The organism is Terrabacter koreensis, assembly GCF_054783315.1.
The window spans coordinates 485,329-502,825 of the sequence record NZ_BAAGQU010000005.1 but is presented as its reverse complement, the minus strand read 5'-3'; the positions used below and the strand labels follow the sequence as shown (position 1 = coordinate 502,825).

11 protein-coding genes are annotated in these 17,497 nt (G+C 68.2%); 7 read left to right on the top strand and 4 right to left on the bottom strand.

Annotation, left to right across the window (positions count from 1 at the left end):
• Positions 1 to 13 precede the first annotated feature (13 nt).
• The 6 genes from ACYVNR_RS14590 (at position 14) to ACYVNR_RS14565 (ending at position 8,208) form a co-directional block, all read left to right on the top strand.
• On the top strand, positions 14 to 925 hold the full coding sequence (locus ACYVNR_RS14590; RefSeq protein ID WP_461048853.1) for an alpha/beta fold hydrolase: 912 nt from the start codon (positions 14 to 16) through the stop codon (positions 923 to 925).
• A 1-nt stretch (position 926) separates the two neighbouring features.
• Positions 927 to 1,754 (top strand): serine hydrolase, encoded by an 828-nt coding sequence (locus ACYVNR_RS14585; protein ID WP_461048851.1) that lies wholly within the window; start codon positions 927 to 929, stop codon positions 1,752 to 1,754.
• A gap of 175 nt (positions 1,755 to 1,929) precedes the next feature.
• Complete coding sequence (locus tag ACYVNR_RS14580) at positions 1,930 to 3,867, top strand: hypothetical protein (RefSeq protein ID WP_461048849.1); 1,938 nt, start codon at positions 1,930 to 1,932, stop codon at positions 3,865 to 3,867.
• Between the two features lie 416 nt (positions 3,868 to 4,283).
• Positions 4,284 to 5,999, top strand: a complete 1,716-nt coding sequence (locus tag ACYVNR_RS14575) for a PxKF domain-containing protein (RefSeq protein ID WP_461048847.1) — start codon at positions 4,284 to 4,286, stop codon at positions 5,997 to 5,999.
• Positions 6,000 to 6,139: 140 nt separating this feature from the next.
• On the top strand, positions 6,140 to 7,576 hold the full coding sequence (locus tag ACYVNR_RS14570; RefSeq protein ID WP_461048845.1) for a sensor histidine kinase: 1,437 nt from the start codon (positions 6,140 to 6,142) through the stop codon (positions 7,574 to 7,576).
• Positions 7,573 to 8,208, top strand: coding sequence for a response regulator (locus ACYVNR_RS14565; RefSeq protein ID WP_461048843.1), 636 nt, complete (start codon positions 7,573 to 7,575; stop codon positions 8,206 to 8,208). Before ACYVNR_RS14570 ends, ACYVNR_RS14565 begins: the two co-directional genes overlap by 4 nt.
• On the opposite strand, the gene ACYVNR_RS14560 is transcribed toward ACYVNR_RS14565, so the two are convergent.
• Both ACYVNR_RS14560 and ACYVNR_RS14555 read right to left on the bottom strand, forming a co-directional pair.
• The gene (locus ACYVNR_RS14560) at positions 8,186 to 8,485 is read right to left on the bottom strand and encodes a DUF6907 domain-containing protein (protein WP_461048841.1); all 300 of its coding nucleotides are present in this window, start codon (positions 8,483 to 8,485) and stop codon (positions 8,186 to 8,188) included. The two genes, ACYVNR_RS14565 and ACYVNR_RS14560, sit on opposite strands and share 23 nt — an antisense overlap.
• A gap of 109 nt (positions 8,486 to 8,594) precedes the next feature.
• A complete protein-coding gene (locus ACYVNR_RS14555; RefSeq protein ID WP_461048839.1) occupies positions 8,595 to 13,091 on the bottom strand; it encodes an OmpL47-type beta-barrel domain-containing protein in 4,497 nt (1,498 codons plus the stop codon).
• 648 nt (positions 13,092 to 13,739) lie between these two features.
• Here ACYVNR_RS14555 and ACYVNR_RS14550 point away from each other — a divergent pair.
• Positions 13,740 to 14,981 (top strand): Ig-like domain-containing protein, encoded by a 1,242-nt coding sequence (locus ACYVNR_RS14550; protein ID WP_461048837.1) that lies wholly within the window; start codon positions 13,740 to 13,742, stop codon positions 14,979 to 14,981.
• Positions 14,982 to 15,076: 95 nt separating this feature from the next.
• Here ACYVNR_RS14550 and ACYVNR_RS14545 read toward each other — a convergent pair whose 3' ends face one another.
• Together ACYVNR_RS14545 and ACYVNR_RS14540 are read right to left on the bottom strand one after the other, a co-directional pair.
• A complete protein-coding gene (locus ACYVNR_RS14545) occupies positions 15,077 to 15,754 on the bottom strand; it encodes a response regulator (RefSeq protein ID WP_461048835.1) in 678 nt (225 codons plus the stop codon).
• On the bottom strand, positions 15,751 to 17,457 hold the full coding sequence (locus ACYVNR_RS14540; protein WP_461048833.1) for a sensor histidine kinase: 1,707 nt from the start codon (positions 17,455 to 17,457) through the stop codon (positions 15,751 to 15,753). The genes ACYVNR_RS14545 and ACYVNR_RS14540 overlap by 4 nt, the downstream gene beginning before the upstream one ends.
• Positions 17,458 to 17,497 lie beyond the last annotated feature (40 nt).

Sequence of the window (17,497 nt, the reverse complement as noted above, 5' to 3'; positions counted from 1 at the left end):
ACCGACCCCCTCCATGTCCGTCGACGCTGCCTTCGTCAACATCGACGGGCCCTGGGAGCACCGATACGTCTCCGCGAACGGCGCTCGGTTCCACGTCGCCGAGCTCGGCGAGGGCCCGCTCGTGCTCATGCTGCACGGGTTCCCCCAATTCTGGTTCACGTGGCGCCACCAGATGGTCGTGCTCGCCGACGCCGGCTACCGCGTCGCCGCCATGGACCTGCGCGGCTACGGGGGCTCCGACAAACCGCCGCGCGGCTACGACACCTACATGGCGACGCTTGACGCCGCCAGCGTCATCCGCGCCCTCGGCGAGCAGGACGCCGTCGTCATGGGACAGGGCCTTGGCGGATGGGTGGCCTGGTGCATGCCGGTCCTCCGCCGCGACGTGACGCGGGCCGTCGCGTCGCTGTCGATGCCGCATCCGCGCATCATGCGCCACGCAACGTGGACGGACGCCAAGCAGCGCCGGGCGTCCTCATGGATCGCCGCCCTGCAGAAGCCGTTCGTGCCCGAGCGCGAGATGGTGAAGTCGCACGCCTACGTCGAGAACCTGCTGCGCTCGTGGGCGTCACCCTTCGGCTCGTACCCGGAGCGCGAGGACGTCGAGCGCTACGGCGACGCGATGATGATTCCCTTCGTGGCGCACTCGGCCGCCGAGCACTACCGCTGGCTCGGACGCTCCTCGGTCCGCCCCGACGGGCCTCTGTTCATGCGGCGCATCCGCCACGCGATCCGCGTGCCAGTGCTGCAGCTGCAGGGCACCGACGACGGCTGTGTCATTGCCGCCGCCACCCACGGCTCCGGAGCCTTCGTCCCCGGCGACTACCGGCAGGTGAAGATCCCGGGCGTCGGGCACTTCCTCACAGAGGAGGCCCCCGATCAGGTCAATGCCGCCCTCCTCAAGTGGCTCGGATCCCTTGTCTGACATGGAGTTCGAGCTTCCACAAGCGGGCGGGGTGACGTGGTCCGTGTGCGTCCGCGACGGATCAGGTATGCCGCTGGGCGTGGCAGGCACGGACGAACCGTTGCGCACGGCATCCGTCGGGAAGGTGCTCCTTCTCGTGGAGACGGCCCGAGCCATCGCCGCGGGTGAGCTGTCGCCCGACGAGCCACTGACCCGCACCGTCGATCTGTGGGTCGGCGACTCCGGCCTGTGGCACACCCTCTCCGTCGAGACCCTGCCTCTGGTCGACGTCGCGGCTCTTGTCGGGGCGGTCTCCGACAACCTCGCGACGAACGTCCTTCTCCGGCGTGTCGGGCTGGCCGAGGTCGCCGCGCGCGCGACGTCCCTCGGACTACGGGCCACGGCGCTGCACGACCGGGTGCGCGACGTGCGGGAGGCAGACCACCCCGCCACGCTGTCGACCGGCACGGCGGCCGAGCTGAGCAGCCTCATGAGCCGACTCGCCAGCGGCACCGCTGCCGGCCCCGGCGCTGACCACTTGGTCCGTGAGTGGCTTTCGGCCAACGTCGACCAGTCGATGGTCGGGTCCGCCCTCGTCGAGCAGGGTGGTCTCGACCCGATCGCCCACCACGCCTCCCTAGCCCTCCCTACAGCCTTCTGGAACAAGACCGGGACCGACGCCGGCGTCCGCGCCGACGTTGGCGCCGTAGCCGTGGGTGACCAGACGGTGACGTGGGCAGCCATCGCCAACTGGGACCCGGCGCCCGGCACCACCCTCGACCACCTCACTGTATGGGCGGTGCTGCGCGGGATGCGCCACATCGGCGAACAGGTCCTCACCCAGCTCTGAATGGCACCGGCGCCTCCCCTGCGGCCCGGAAACGAGACCCAACCCGGCGTTTCCGCAAACGGGCGTCAAACCGTGACGATGCTGTGCACACTGGGCCGAGCCGTGGCCAAGAAAGACGCGATGCTGCCGCGATGAGTGCATCGAAGCGACGGCGCTCTAACAGGGGGGAGCGGCGATGAATGTTCGCACGAGGCGTGCCAGCGTAGAAGACAGCTGGACCAAGCGACCGGGTGGTCGCCTGGCTTTGTCCGCGGGTGGAGCTGTCGCTTCAGGGGCGCTGGTCATCGCTGCACGGAGCCACGGGCTGCTCGTCGGCATTGGCGCCTCCGTGTTCGTCGCCGCAGTCGCGCTCTTGCTGCCGGTTGGGCGAACCATCTCCGAAAGAATCTTCTTGGTCGGGACCTCGGTGCTGGGGTGGAACTGCGTCTTGTGGTGGGCACCGCTATCTCTTGATCGCATCACGATCGCGGTAGCCGTGGCGTCGAGCGCCTGCGCGGGCATCTGGCTCTGGCATCTGACATCCGCGAAGAGCTCGCGACTTGCCTTGCTTCCGCGGGCTTCGCTGGTCGATCTCGTGCCGTTCATCGCAGGCACGGTGGCCTTCGTCAGCGCAGCGCCCGTATACCTTCACCGGGACGCCTCTTCTGTGCTGACCAACCTCCTGCCGGGTTGGGACAACGCCGCGCATTTCTGGATGTTCTCTTCGGTCTTGCGCAACGGCGCAACAATGGACGTGGTCCAGCCGCCTGTAGACGATGCCTTCGCATTCGCCGGATACCCGCAAGCCTTTCATGCCACTCTCGCTTCAGTCGCCACACTATGGTGGCCCGATTCGAGCGTAGACGCTTCGAGTTTGCTGCTTCTCTATGGCCGCTCTTGTGCTGCGCTCATCGCTCTTGGCACCACAGTCTTGATCGCCGGGGTCACCAGCCTGTCGAAAGTGCGCCGGTGTCCTCTACTGGCTCTGCCGCTCGGCGCCCTGCTGACCGCAGCCCTCTCGCTGGGGCCCGGACTCATGCTGCACCTGAACGGGTTCAGCGCGTTCTGGTTTCCGTGTGCGTTGGCATCATGCGTTCCGTTGGTGGCCGCCCGCTGGGAGACACCACAACAGACCGCCCACGCGGTAGCTGTATTCGGCGCCCTGGTCGGTGTCGCCCACGGCTGGCTCCCCCTTCTGACCCTAGCGGGCCCCATTCTCCTGTATGTCTCCCCCAGGCTCTTTCGCGAGCGACACGCCGAGTCCGCGTGGCAACGGGTGTCGTTGGCCGTAGCGGCCGTCGCTGCCCTCGTTGGACTAATTCGCGCGCTCGGCTTGTTGTCGCAGGTAGGAGTTGCAGCGCTTGCCATTCCCGGGGCAATTCCACCGACTACTTTGGAGTTCAACCTGCTCCTACTCGCTGCGACCGCGACGGCACTGTACGTCGCGTTTCGGAGGCAGGCCAGAGAGGCGGTGGCGGGTGATGCGCGATCAAACGTCAACGCTATGCGCATAGCGCTTGCATCCGGTCTTCTCGCGGCGATACTGATTGCGATCGTGCAGCGCGCAAACGGAGCTTTTCCGGGCTACTACTTCTGGAAGTATCTGACCGGGTACCAGCTCTTCATGTTCACCCTGATAGCCACTTCTCTAGGATCGAGCCAGTCGAACGGCCCGACGAGAGTCGTCAGGGGACGAAACGCTCGAGCATGCCTTGCGGTCCTTTCGGCCACCGCTGCATTTGTCGCTACTGCTACTCCAAACGGGAGCCCATCGACGCAGTCAGCTACTCACTTCGAGGCAGTGCAACGGGTAACGGGCGCCGGGACAAATCTGTTACGCGCTGCAACGCTTCCAGACACCTGTAAGAACTCGGCATTCATGGCGACGGATAACAGCATGAATATCATGCATGGTCACGAGTGGTTCTTGGCGCTTCGAAATGCATGGACGGTTAAGAACGACAGATTCCCGCCCCATTTCACCTCCGACGCCATCGACCGCCACGACCGACTAAAGCTGGCAGCGAGCTGGCTCGAAGACGACCAGAGGTGCCTGATCGTGGCGCCAGCTTCATGGAGCGGCCTCGCGAGCAACCTCCCGCCCACCCAAGTGGCTCGCCTCTTGACCTGGTGATGCCCTGCCAGCGGACGAGGCAAAGCGGCGAACGTGTCAGGCCGCCGAGGCGGACGCCGTTTGGAACCGATGACGGCCCAGGATCCGTGTAGAACCGCCGGAGGCTCGAGACGGCGTCGGTACGAGTGAGGCGGTAGCGGAACGGATGCGACGTTCTGCAGTCGTGGCTGCGGACCCCGGAGAGTCTGTCAGATTCAGAATCCTTGGCCAATCCACACAATTCGGGCAATACGGATTCTTTGTTGAAGATACAGCTCAGCAATGGCCGATTCGTCGGACACAGACCTTTCGCGAGCAATACGGTGAGGGACCGGACTCGGGGGTCATATCCGGCAATCACATGCATGAGGGGACATACGAGCATGCGCGCTCGCTCAGCACTGGCCGCTTCTGCGGCTGCATTCACCTTCTTGGCGATGGGTGTTGGCGCAGCCAACGCCGACGTCATCTTCAACAACATCGACGGAACGGTCGATGCGGTCGCAGAGATCATGGCGCTCAACGTCGGCGGTCCGGCTGGGGCGACGACCGTCGCTCTGGCCGCGGCCAACGACGATGGCAAGCAGGGCTGCAACCTGACTGGGCAGACCGAGCTCAAGCTCGCGGTGAACACGGACAACCCGTTGGTGGCCGTCGTCAGTCCGAGCACCGTCACGTTCACGAGCTGCGGCTTCGCGCAGAAGCTCTCCGTCTCTCCGCTGGCCGCGGGATCGGCCCGCATCACGCTGAGCGAGATCTCGAACGACACGGATGGGACCTTCGACCTGGCGCCCGCAAGCTTCACGGTCAACGTCAGCGCTCCGGCGCCTGCCAACACCGCTCCCAAGGTTTCTGTTTCGGGTGTCGACCTGGCGGCGAAGTACCCCAAGGGCTCGGTGCCAGAGGCGACCTGTGACGTGACGGACGCCGAAGACGGGCCCTCCAGCTTCCCGGCCACGCTGTCGGACGTCAGCGGTCCGTACGCGACCGATGGCATCGGTGAGCAGACGGCAAGCTGCTCCTACACGGACCGGGGTGGCCTTGAGGCGTCCAGCTCGGTGACCTACTCGATCGTCGACGGGTCCGCCCCGGTCATCTCCTACGACCTGAACCCGGCAGCGCCGGACGGCGACAACGGCTGGTACCGCTCCGACGTCGCCCTGACCTGGCACGTGACCGAGCCTGAGTCACCGAACTCGCTCTCCAAGGCGGGCTGCGTCGACCAGAACATCACGACCGACCAGGTCGCGACGGCATACGCCTGCTCGGCAACGAGCGCGGGTGGGCCGGCCGCCGGGCAGTCCGTCACGATCAAGCGCGACGCGACGGCACCGACCGTCTCCTACGCGTCGGCGCCGGAGCCTGACGGGCAGAACGGTTGGTACGTAAGCCCTGTCACGGCGACCTTCGCCGTGAGCGACGCGACCTCCGGAGTGCCGAGCAGCACCGCCACGGCCTCCTCCGACACCGGTGAGGAGGGCGCCGCCGTCGTCGTCCCCAGCCCGGCCGTCTCCGACCTGGCCGGCAACATCACGCTGGCCGGCACGGCCTCGCACGCCTTCAAGATCGACCTCACCGCCCCAACCGCGACGTTGGACGCCCCCTTCGCCGCCTCCTACTACTACGGAGAAGTGCCTGGGACGCCGACCTGCACCGCGCACGACGCGGTCGCGGGAGCAGCGGGGTGTGAGATCAGCGGCTACTCGACCACCGTCGGCAGGCACACGCTCGTGGCGACCGCGACCGACAATGCCGGCCGCAGCGGCACCACCGAGTTGGCCACCTACACCGTGAAGGCCTGGGCGATCTCGGCGTTCTACCAGCCCGCCGACATGGGCGGCGTCTGGAACACCGTCAAGGGCGGGTCCACCGTTCCGCTGAAGTTCGAGGTCTTCGCCGGCTCCAGGGAGCTCACCGACCCGGCGGTCGTGGACAAGTTCGTCGTCAACAAGGTCTCCTGCTCGACCACGACCGCTTCGGAGGACGCTGTCGAGCTGGTGACCACGGGCGCCACCAACCTGAGGTACGACCCGACAGCCGGCCAGTTCATCCAGAACTGGCAGACGCCCAAGGCGCCCGGCGCCTGCTACTCGGTCACCGTGACGACCGACGACGGGAGCACGAGCAAGCCTGCGATCTTCAAGCTGAAGTAGGCGCAGACCCCACCCCTCAGACGGGCGCACCACCACTGGTGGTGCGCCCGTCCCTGCACGCCCTCAGTCTCTTTACGGTTTCTTTAATTGATCTGTCCAATTGTCCGATGTGCGCCGAACCGCGACTTTAAACTTCCGGCATGGGCCAGATGGGGTGGTCCGGCCGCAGGCGACCGGATGGCGACGAGGGCAGCGCGCGCCTTGTCCCGACCGCTGTGGGTTGGGGGATCGGCTTCGCCGTCACAGCCGCCATCCTGGGCACTCCCTACCTGCTCTTCGCCTACCACAATCCCGACCTGCACCTGATCCTCGACTCCCTGGACACGGCGATCGCCCTGCTGGTCGCCTACCTCCTCGTGGGCCGCTACAAGCGCACTGAGCGCCTCCAGGACCTGCTTCTTGCGGACGGCCTCCTGCTCCTGGCCGTCGCGGGCATCGGGATGACACTCGTCCTCGATCTCGTGGGCCTGGCCGACGGCCGCGCGGACATCTGGCTGCCCGTGGTACTACGAGTGGTCGGCGCCGCTTTCGTGCTCTCTGCCTCGATGGCGGGCCGGCGCCGTGCGGTCGGAGGCACCGCGCGAGTGCTCAAGGCCCTGCCGTGGGCCTTCATCCTGGTCGGCCTCGGCGTCGTGTGGGCGGTCCACGACTCATTGCCTGTGGCCCTGTCCCAGACGCCGCCGGCATCTGCCCAACGGCCGGTCATCGCCGGGCACCTCGGCCTGCTGGTGGCCCACGCGTTGACGGCCGCGTGCTTCGCCGCTGCATCCGTGTTCTTCACGGTGCCGTCGCGCTCCCTCGCCGACGGCAGGGACGAGCTGCTCCGGTGGCTGGGGCCCACGTGCGCGCTGGCGGCCTTCGCCCGCCTCAACTACGTGCTCTTCCCCTCCCTGTACAGCGACTGGCTGTACACCGGGGACCTCCTGCGCACCGCTTCCTATGCCGTTCTCCTGGTCGGCGCGACGCGCGAGATCAGCAAGTACTGGAACGCCCAGGCCCGCGCGGCGGTTCTGGAGGACCGTCGCCGACTCGCTCGAGAGCTGCACGACGGCGTCATCCAGGAGCTCGCGTACATCCGTTCGGAAACGCATACGGCAGTGGCCGTTCCGGACGACCGCGAACGCATGGTTGCCGCGTGCGACCGCGCGCTCGACGAGGCGCGCGCCGCGGTCGACGCCCTTGGTCGCAGCAGCGACGAGCCGCTCGGGTTTGCCCTGCACAGGGCCGCACGGCAGGTCGCCGAGCGCTACGACGCAGATCTGGAGGTGGAACTCGACGACTCGGTGCACGCCGACGACGACCAGCGACACGCCCTCATCCGCATCACCCGGGAGGCGGTGTCTAACGCCATCAGGCACGGGCGCTCCGGCCGGGTCAGACTGCGGCTCGAGCGGAACGAGCAGACGCGGCGGCTCCTCGTCGAGGACGAGGGCCGCGGATTCGACCCCGGAGCGGTCAGGAGCCACACGACCGGATACGGCCTGACCAGCATGCAGGAGCGGGCCGGGGCCCTGCGCGGTTCTGTCAGCATCGACTCCGCGCCCGGGCGAGGCACCACCGTGGCTGTGACCTGGTGACGTTGCGCATCGTCATCGCTGACGACCATGCCCGCATCCGCGGGCGGGTGCGCGCCGCGCTGGAAGCCAGCGGCTGCGAGGTGTGCGGCGAGGGCGCCACGGCGGAGGACGCCGTGAGACTCGCGGTGGAGCAGCGGCCCGACGTGGCACTTCTCGACATCCACATGCCCGGCAGCGGCATACAGGCTGCGCGCGACATCGTCCGCGCCGCGCCGGAGGTCGTCGTCGTCATGCTCACCCAGTCAGCCGAGGACGACGACCTCTTCGACTCGCTGCGGGCCGGTGCATCCGGCTACCTCCTCAAGGACACCGACCCGGCGCGCCTCGCAGACCTGCTCACGGGCGTCCTCGCGGGAGAGGCAGCCATGCCGCCCCGCCTCGTCTCGCGCATCATGGACGAGTTCAGGGCCCCGGCCAAGCGACGATTCGCGAGGCGGAGCGTCGCCGCCGCCAAACTGAGCGCCCGCGAGTGGGAGGTGATGCAGCTCCTCGGTGAGGGCCTGTCGACCGATGAGGTCGCACGCCGGCTCTTCCTGTCCGCCACGACCGTACGCGTGCACGTGTCGTCGGTGCTGAAGAAGCTGCGGGTCAAGGACCGCGACAGCGCGTTCAGGCTTCTGCGCGGCGAGTGAGCCCCAGGCCCTCGTCGACGAGCTGGGTCAGCGCGTCGATGAGCGCGTCCGCCTCGTGCAACGTGAACTCCTCGCCGCCCACCAGCACGTAGGGGCCGTCACCCTGCTGGGTCGTCGGGTCGATCGTCGTGCACAGCCGCAGCGACGTGCCCCTCACGAGCAGCTCCCCGCTCACGTGGATGGCGTCGTCCTCACCCTGACGTATGCCGTGCCGCTGCACGCACCACGTCGGGCACCCCGGCGGGCGCGGCGCGAGGCCTTTCGCAGAGCTGGTCATGGCATCCCTCTCTGTTGGAGATGGTGGTTCTTGCAGGAAGGGCCCCGCATCGTGATGACGCGGGGCCCTCCCTGGTGTCCTCAGCCCTTGAGGGCTCAGGAGCGATGTTTCAGCGAAGGCCGATGTTGACGAAGTACGTCTGGCCGTCGTCGAGCTTCACACCGATCTGGTAGTAGCTGCCACCCGTGCTGGGCGTCTTCCAGTTGTAGATGTACTGCTGCGCGGTCGCGTCGTAGCGGTAGGTGCTCCCGCTGTCAGCGGTGACGGTCTGGGCCGTCTCGTCGACAGGCAGGTTCATCGCGCCGCCCTTGACGGGCGTGAGCCAGACCGGTGCCGCGGCAGACTGGACCGACTGGCCGGCCGAGTTCCTCAGCTGGAACTTCACCGGGATGGTGCTGCCCGCCTTGAAGATGCTCGTCGTGGTGCCGGTCTGGTGCGCCGTGTCGTTGATGGGCTGTTGGAACCCGTCGAACTTGTAGACGACCTTGTAGGTGCCCGACTGGCTCACCGCGTTGCCGGCCTTGTCCGTGGCCGTCGCCGTCCAGTTGAACGTGCCGACCCCGTTGGGAGCGCCGGTGACGGCCACCTTGCAGCTCTCCAGGCCGGAGAAGCTGTCGGTCGCGTCGCAGGTCGCCGCCGGCGTGGCACCGAGGGTGTAGAAGCCGTTGCTCACGTTGACCTTGGTGATCGTCGGGTTCTCGTTGTCGATGTTGATGCCGGAGACCGCGGCGCTACCGACGTTATCGGCGACGTCCTTGGCGGAACCGTTGGCCGACTGGCCGGCGCCGTTGTTGGACAGCGTCACGTCATCCTGGCAGGACACCATCCCGGACAGTGCGTCGGAGCAGGTGAAGTGGACCTTCACCGGGCTGACGTACCATCCGTTCTTGCCCAGCGTGCCGTTGGAGATCGCCCCACCGATGCTCGGCGCGGTCTTGTCGAGCCTGATGGTCACCGAGTCGCTACCCGTGTTGCCCGCAGTGTCCGTCGCCGAGCCAGTGATAACCACACCCGCCGTCGACGTCTCCCTGCTGACGACGTGGTCCGGGGTGACGCTGCCGACGGCAACGCCCGAACCCGGGTCGGTGTCGCTGGCGTCGAAGTGGACGGTGACGTCGCTGTTGTTCCAGTCCGACGCGTTCGCCTTCGGGTTGACCATGTGGGTCACCGTCGGAGCGATGTTGTCGTACTTCAGCGTGGCCGTGTTGGTCGGCTCGACGTTGCCGGCCACGTCGACCGCGTAGTACTTCACGGTCGCGGCACCCGTGCCGCTCAGCGGGACGCTGACCGACGTGCTTGCCCCGGTCGCGACCTGCTCGTCGCCGCTGTTGACGGTGTAGTGGATCTCCTTGACGCCCGACGGGCCGACATCGGTGGCGTTGAGCACGACAGTCGCGGTGGTGCCGGTGCAGTAGCCGTTGGTGGCCGTGCACTGGTTGTCCGCCTTGGTCTGCGGCTCGTGACCGTCGATGTTGATGCCCGTCACCGTCGTGGTGCTGGTGTTGCCGGCCACGTCCTTTGCCGTGCCACTCGTGACGCTCAGGTCGGCGCCGTCACCGGGAACCACCGCCTCGGAGGGGCAGCTACCCACGCCAGAACCGGCGCTGCCGTCGGCCAGAGCCGGGTCGGCGCAGGTGAACCCGACCGTGACGTCACCGCGGTACCAGCCGGCGGCGTTCTTGCCCGCCGGCAGCTGAGCGGTGATGTCGAGCGGGGTGCGGTCGATCTTGATGCCCGTGACCGAACCCTTTCCTTCGTTGCCCGCCTTGTCGCTGATCTGGGCCGAGGCGCCGAGCCTGCGGCCCTCACCCTTGACGACGCTGTTCACCGGCTGGGTGGCGGGGTCGATGCCCGAGAGCCCGTCGACACCGGTCCACGCGATCGAGACGTCGCCGCGGTACCACTCGCCGCCGTTGGAGTCACCCGTGGGAGCCCCGGTCAGCGACGGAGCGGTCTTGTCGATGCTGATCTCGCCAACCGTCACCGCGTTCTTGTTGCCCGCGACGTCCTGGGTGTTGCCCCGGACGGACTGGTTCCCGCCCTCGCTCGCCACCGTCTGATCCGGGCCGCAGCCCGCAATGCCGTCGGTGACGTCACTCGCAATCCCTGAGTCCTCGTCGGTGCAGGTGAACTCCACCTTGACGTCGGTGTTGTTCCAGCCGAACGAGTTTGCCGCCGGGTTGCGCGTCGGCGTGATCGTCGGGGCGATCGTGTCGACCTTCACCTGGACGGTGTTCGTCGTCTCGTGGACCTCCTCGTTGCCGGCGAGGTCCACGCTCCAGTACGTGATCGTGTGGGTGCCGGTGGAGAGGTCGGCAGTGAACGGCTCCCCGTACTCCTGGCGCGCCCCGCCGTCGATCGAGTAGTACGTCGCCGCGATCCCCGAGCGGTTGGCGTCATCGGCCTGGAAGGCCACCGGGATGCCGCTGGTCACGAACCAACCGCTCTCCGGCGAGATCGGGTTGACCACGGTGGTGGTCGGAGCCGTCTTGTCGATCTGGAATGTCAGGGCAGCTCCCGCGGCCTCCGCGTTTCCGGCCCCGTCAATGCTCCAGAACTCCACGATGTGCTTGCCCTCGCCGCTCACGGAGAAGGGATCGGCGTAGCCCTGCGGGTCGCCGCCGTCGAGCGTGTAGTAGGTGTTGGCCACCTTGCTCAGGTTGTCCTCGGCCGACAGCGTGACCAGGACTGCGGTGCGGTACCAGCCGTTCTGCGAGGTGCCGGAGAGGTCGCCCGTGGTCACCGGAGCCGACCGGTCGATCTGGATGCCGGAGACGGTCTTCGTGACCGTGTTGCCCGCCTTGTCGCTGCACGACGCGGTGGCCGAGAGGTTGCTGCCCTCGCCCTCCACGATCGCCTCGGCGGGCTGACCTGCCGGGCCCGACAGCGTGTCGGTGCAGGTCCAGCTGACAGTCACATTGTCCGTGTGCCAGCCGCTCGCGAAGGAGCCGGAGAGAACCGGGGCGGTCTTGTCGACGTTGATCCCCGAGACGCGCGCCGAGGCGGAGTTGCCGGCGCCGTCGCTGACCGTGGCGGTTGCCGACTGGTTCTCCCCCTCGCCGAGCAGCTTGTTCGCCGGCGTACCGGTCAGACCGGAGCCACCCTTGTCGCTGGCGACGTACGTCACCGTGACGTCGTCCTGGTACCAGCCAGCGTCGTTCTTGATCCCCTGCACGGTGGCGAAGACCTCGGGCGCCGTCTTGTCGATCAGAATTCGCGCGGTGTCGGTGGCCTTGTTGCCCGCATTGTCCGCGGCGGTCCCCACGACGTCGTAGGTGCCCTCGAGGCTCTTGGTCACCGGCGGGGTGCAGCTCGCGACACCCGAACCGCCCTGGTCGGTGCAGTCGAACGTCACCGTGACGTCCTGGTTGGTCCAGACGCCGTCCTTGTAGCTGAGCGGCGTGAAGGCGTGCTTGATGCTCGGGGCCGTCTTGTCGATCTTGACGTGCGCCGTCTGCGCCGACTCGACGTTGCCGGCCTTGTCGGTCGAGAAGAAGGTGACGACGTGGTCGCCCTCTGTCGCCAGCGTGAAGCTGGTGCCTGTCTGCGACGCGCCACCGTCGACCGAGTACGTCGTCGACGCGACCTTCGACAGGCTGTCCGTCGCGGACAGAGAGACGGTGACGTTGTCGTTGACCCAACTGTTCGACGAGCCGCTGATGGCGGTCGTCGGAGCCGTGCGGTCGATGTTCACGGCAGGGCTGCTCGTGGCCGTCGTCGAGAGACCGGCGCCGTTTCTGGCGGTCTGGGAGCTGGTCAGCCCTTCGCCCTCTCCGGCGATGATCGTGTCGGCCGGAGCGGTCGGGATCCCCGACTCCGGGTCGGACGCCGTCCAGTGGACGGTCACGTCGCCCCGATACCAGCCAGCGCCGTTGGGCGCCGTGGTGGGTGCACCCGAAAGCACCGGTGCGGTGGTGTCACCGGCCGGGGCGGTGGAGGTCGCGGTCGCCGTGTTGCCGGCCTTGTCGGTGGCCGTGCCCGTCACCGTGACGCCCGGCTGCACCGTCTTCGAGTTCGTCGTCGTGCCGTCCGCCAGGCACGTCGTGATCCCAGAAGCCTCGCCGCCACCGGACCCGGAGTCTGAACAAATGAACGTGACGGTCGTCGTGCCGTCCGCGTTCTTGGTCTGTGACGCGGTGATGGTCGGCGCCGCCTTGTCGATGCGGACCGTAGCGGAACCGGCGACTCCCGAGTTGCCGAGGCGGTCTGTCTGCGCCGGTGCCGTCAGAGCCGTGATGCCGTTGGCGCTCACCGAGTCGGTCTTGAACGGTTGCGTCGCCGACACCCCGGAACCAGTGTCGGTTGCCCTCCAGCTCACGGTGACGTTGCCATTGTTCCAACCGGCTGCGGTCGGCGCAGGGTTGAGGGCAGCGGTCACGACCGGTCCCGTGTTGTCCAGCGTGTACGACGCCTGCGTCGTGTCGGTCTGACCATTGCACTGGTTGGCGTTGAAGTTGGACGATGCCGAAACTGTGAAGGCCTGGACCCCGTCGCCGGCAGGCGCCGTCGTCGAGAAGATCCAGGTCGTCTTGGGCGTCGTCGAGGTCTGCCGGCCGAGCGCCACTGCACCCGTCACGGCTACGCATTTCGTGTCGGTACCAGTCACCACAGTGAGTGTCAGAGCGCCGCCTTGCTTCGCAAAAAGGCCGTCCCCTGTCGACACGGTCCCCGCGCCCCCGCTGAACGAGGCACTCGTGATCGGCGTCGCGAAGGTCGGCGCGACGTTGACGCCGCCGATCACCACACCGGAGACCGCGGCCCCCGCCAGAAGCCGTCGCGCGACTCCCCCTGCGCCACGTCTGCGACGTGGCTGCGCCCCCTGTGGCGCGCTCCTCTGGATATCCATCCCCGGCTTCCCCTCACCTAACGAAACATGACTGATGCGGACCGCCCCCGCGGCACAACAGAAAGGTAAGAGCGGTTTCGAGGCATCCAGACCGGTTTGGCGTTCAACCATGCAAACGCTCAACGAGCGCACGCTCGAGGCCCGCGTTCAAATGTCTGAACACCCGTGCAGGCAGTTTCCCGAGCCTCCAGTTCGCCCTGCGACAACGAGCCACGGCGCGTTCACCTTCACGACGACGTGCCCTCCTTCGGGCCGTGACCGCATCGTCGGCTTTGCGGCATACGGGGCGTCCGGTCTGTCACGATTCGCTCGACACTTCACTTCTTAGGCGCCTCGATCTGGCCGGCCAGGCAGGGAGAGCTGTCCACCGGCGACCTGGACGGCGACGGACGCGTCGACGCGGCTCTCATGACGAGGACCGGCGTCGCGGTGCTCCACAACGCTACGGCGGAGACCCCGGCCATCCAGCCCGCGTTGTGGGTCCGCAGCGCGACCCCGGCGGACTTCGGTGGATCAGCAGTGACCGCCGCCCCTACTGTGACCTTCGCCCGGGACGTGGCCCCGGCCTCGGTGAGCGCGTCGACCGTGGGGATCCTCGACGGCAAGACCGGGGCCCGCGTCCCGGCCACCGTCACCTACGAGGCCTCGACTCGCGTGGCCACCATCAGGCCCTCGACCGCCCTCCCCGAGGGTGCTCCCTACCGGCTCCTCGTCTCGGGTGTGCAGGACTCCTCGGGTGCAAAGATGACGACGGCCTTCACGTCCACCTATCGCACCACCGACACCCCGCCCCCGGCAGTGGGCGGCTTCAAGGTCGCAGGTGGTTTCCGCGCCGCGACACTCACGTGGACTGCACCGGCGATCAACGACCTCGACCGCTACATCGTCCGGATGGCAACGGGATCCACCGCGCCTGCCTCGGTGACGTCGGGCTCGAGCTCCTATTCGGGAGCAGGCACGAGCGTCAGCCTCGCCTTGGCTCAGGGCACGACCTACAGCTTCCGCATCTGGCCCAAGGATCGAGGCGGCAACTACGGTCCGTCATCCGCCGTGACCATCGTCGGCACCACCGAGACGATGGCGTCCAACGTCACCTCCGTCACCTACGGGGGCTCGGTCACGGTGAGCACCCGGATCACGCGTGGCGTCAACGGCGCTGCCGTTGCCGGAGTCCCGATGCAGCTGTACATGCGGCGGGCCGGAACCACTGCGTGGGCCCTGTTGGCGACCCGCACGACGAGTTCCACCGGCACGGTGTCCGTCGTTCACAAGCCGACCACCTCGCTCGACTACCAGTGGATCTACCGCGGGTCGAACACGTTTGTCGGGTCGGCGAGTGCGGTGCGTCGTGTGAGCGTGCGCGCGGCGGTGACGAGCGCCGTCAGCCGCACGACGCTCCCACTCGGCGGCACCTTCACCGTGTCGGGTTCGGTCGCGCCGACGCACGCCGGCCGCGCCGTCTACGTCCAGCGCTATGCGGGGAACAACGTCTGGACGACTGTGACGAGTCGTGCGCTGACGTCGACGAGCACGTACGCCTTCTCGGTCAAGCCAACGGCGCGCGGCACCTTCACCTACCGCGTCTACCTGCCGGCCGACACCGACCACCTCGCCTCGTACAGCCCCAGCCGCGCGGTCAAGGTCACCTGACCTGAACGCTCGATCCCGAGCACGTATGCCGGAGGGCACCGTCCGCGTGGACGGTGCCCTCCGGCATACGGCCGGGTGGTCGGACGTGACCGCGCTCAGGCCCGGCGGTAGCGCCGCTCGGGGCGGCCCGTCGCGCCGTAGCGCAGCGACACCACGGCCTGCCCACCGGACACGAAGTACTCGAGGTAGCGACGCGCGCTGACGCGTGAGATCCCCACGGCCTCAGCGCATTCCGTCGCAGACAGACTGTCAGCCGCCTTCAGCAGCGCCGTCGCCACGGACTCCGCCGTCTCGGCGCTGAGGCCCTTCGGCAGGGGTGCCGACGCGCGACCCGCTGCGGCCTGGCCCGACACGAACGCGGCGTCGATCCGCTCCTGCGTGAGGTCGTCATCGGCGAGAGCTCGCACCCGGTCGGCGGCATACGACTGGAGCCGCTGCTCGAGGTCCGGGAAGGCGAACGGCTTGAGCACGTAGCCGACGACCCCCTCACGGACCGCCCGCCGCACCGACTCGGCCTCCTTCGCCGCGGTGATGACGAGGACGTCGCACGTGGCCCCGGCAGACCTCAGCTGCGTGACGAGGTCGAGCCCGAAGGTGTCGGGCAGGTAGAGGTCGAGCAGCACGAGGTCCGGGTGCAGCTCGTCGACGAGCTCGAGCGCCTCCGCCCCCGACCGCGCGGTGCCGACGACCTCGAACCCCTCGACCCGCTCGACGAACCCACGATGGATGCGCGCCACCATGAAGTCGTCGTCGACGACGAGCACGCGGATCATCCGGTCTCCTTGGCGTGTGGTGCACCGGCCTCGACGGTGAGGCGGGCGACGAAGCGGGCGCCGTCCGGGGTGTTGTCGACATCCACCTCGCCGCCCCGACGCTGGCAGATCAGGCGCGTCAGCGCCAGTCCGATGCCGCGCTCCCCTGCCTGGGCGGCCTTGGTCGTGAAGCCGTGCGTGAACACCTCGGTGACGACGTCGGGGGCGACGCCGGGGCCGGAGTCCACGACGCTCACCTCGACCGTCGACGCGTCCTGGCGGATGGTCAGCTCGACCCAGCGCTCCGGGCCCGTCGACGACGCGACGGCGTCGATGGCGTTGTCGACGAGGTTGCCGACGACGACCGACACGTCGGCCGAGTCGCGCTGCGTCAGGCGGCCGATCGAGGTCTCCTCCGACACCCGCAGCTCGACGCGGCGCTCGGTGGCCTGCGCGGCCTTGGCCATGAGCAGGGCCGCGAGCGCGGTGTCGCCGACGCGGCGCGACACCGCGAGGTCGAGCTGGGCGCGGTGCTGGCTCACGGAGTCGACGAAGCGAACGACCTCGTCGTACTCACCGAGCTGGATGAGTCCGGAGATGGTGTGCAGCTGGTTGGCGAACTCGTGCGCCTGCGCCCGCAGCAGCTCGGTGGTGCTGCGGAACGAGCCCAGCTCGCGTTCGAGGTCGGCCAGCTCGGTGCGGTCGCGCAGGGTCGTCACCGACCCCAGCGGCCGGCCGTCCTTGGTGACCTCCATGCGGTTCATGACGAGCACCCGTCCGCGGCGCAGCACCACCTGGTCCCGCGGCGCGTCCGCACGGCTCTCGGGCGACTGTTCGGAGCCGCCGTTCTCGTCCACCCCGCGCAGCACGTCACGGAGGCGCGGCCCGATCGGCAGGTCGTCGAGCCGCATGCCGACGGCGTGCTCCGGCAGGTCGAGCAGGCGCTGGGCGACGTTGTTCACCAAGGTGATCCGCTCGTTCGTGTCCAGCGCGACGACGCCCTCGGCCAGCCCGAAGAGCATCGCCTCTCGGCTCTCGGCGAGACCGGTGATCTCGGCCGGCTCGAGGCCAAGCGTCTGTCGCCTGATGCGTCGCGACAGCAGCCACGAGCCGAAGCCGCCGACCACCAGCGCGATGCCGAGGTAGGTGGGCAGGTAGGCGGACGCGCCCTGGAGGCGGTCGAGCGCCGAGGGCATGTGCACGGCGATCATGACGGTGCCCAGCTGCGTGCCGACGGGAGGTTGCGGACCCGTCTGCGACGGGTCGGGCACGAAGAGCAGCGGGCTCTGCGCGACGATCATCCGCTCGCCGCGCACGTCCATGACGCCCGTCCAGCTCGCCCCGTCGGCCACCGCCGGCGACCCGAGCGGGATGGGCGCGCGCTCGAGCGTCGGATCGGACGACACGCGTACCATCTCGTCGGCATCGGCCACCGTCATCGACGTGACGCTGTACTGCGTCACGATCGACTGCATCAGCGACGGCAGGACGTTGACGACCCCGCCGGGCGCCATCTCGGTGCGCACGATCGGGGTGCTCGCCATCTGCTCGGCGATTGCCGACACGCGTCGCCCCTCGGTGCGCGTGAACGTCGCCTCCGACTGCGCCAGCGAGACGAAGCCGACCGCGACGAGGATGCCCACGAGTATGAGCACCTGGACGGCGAACAGCTGCCCGGTGAGCGTCAGCCGACCGAACCACCGGCCGCTGCTCTGCCTGACCACAACGAACTCAACCTTCATTGGTGACACAAGGGGGACACCC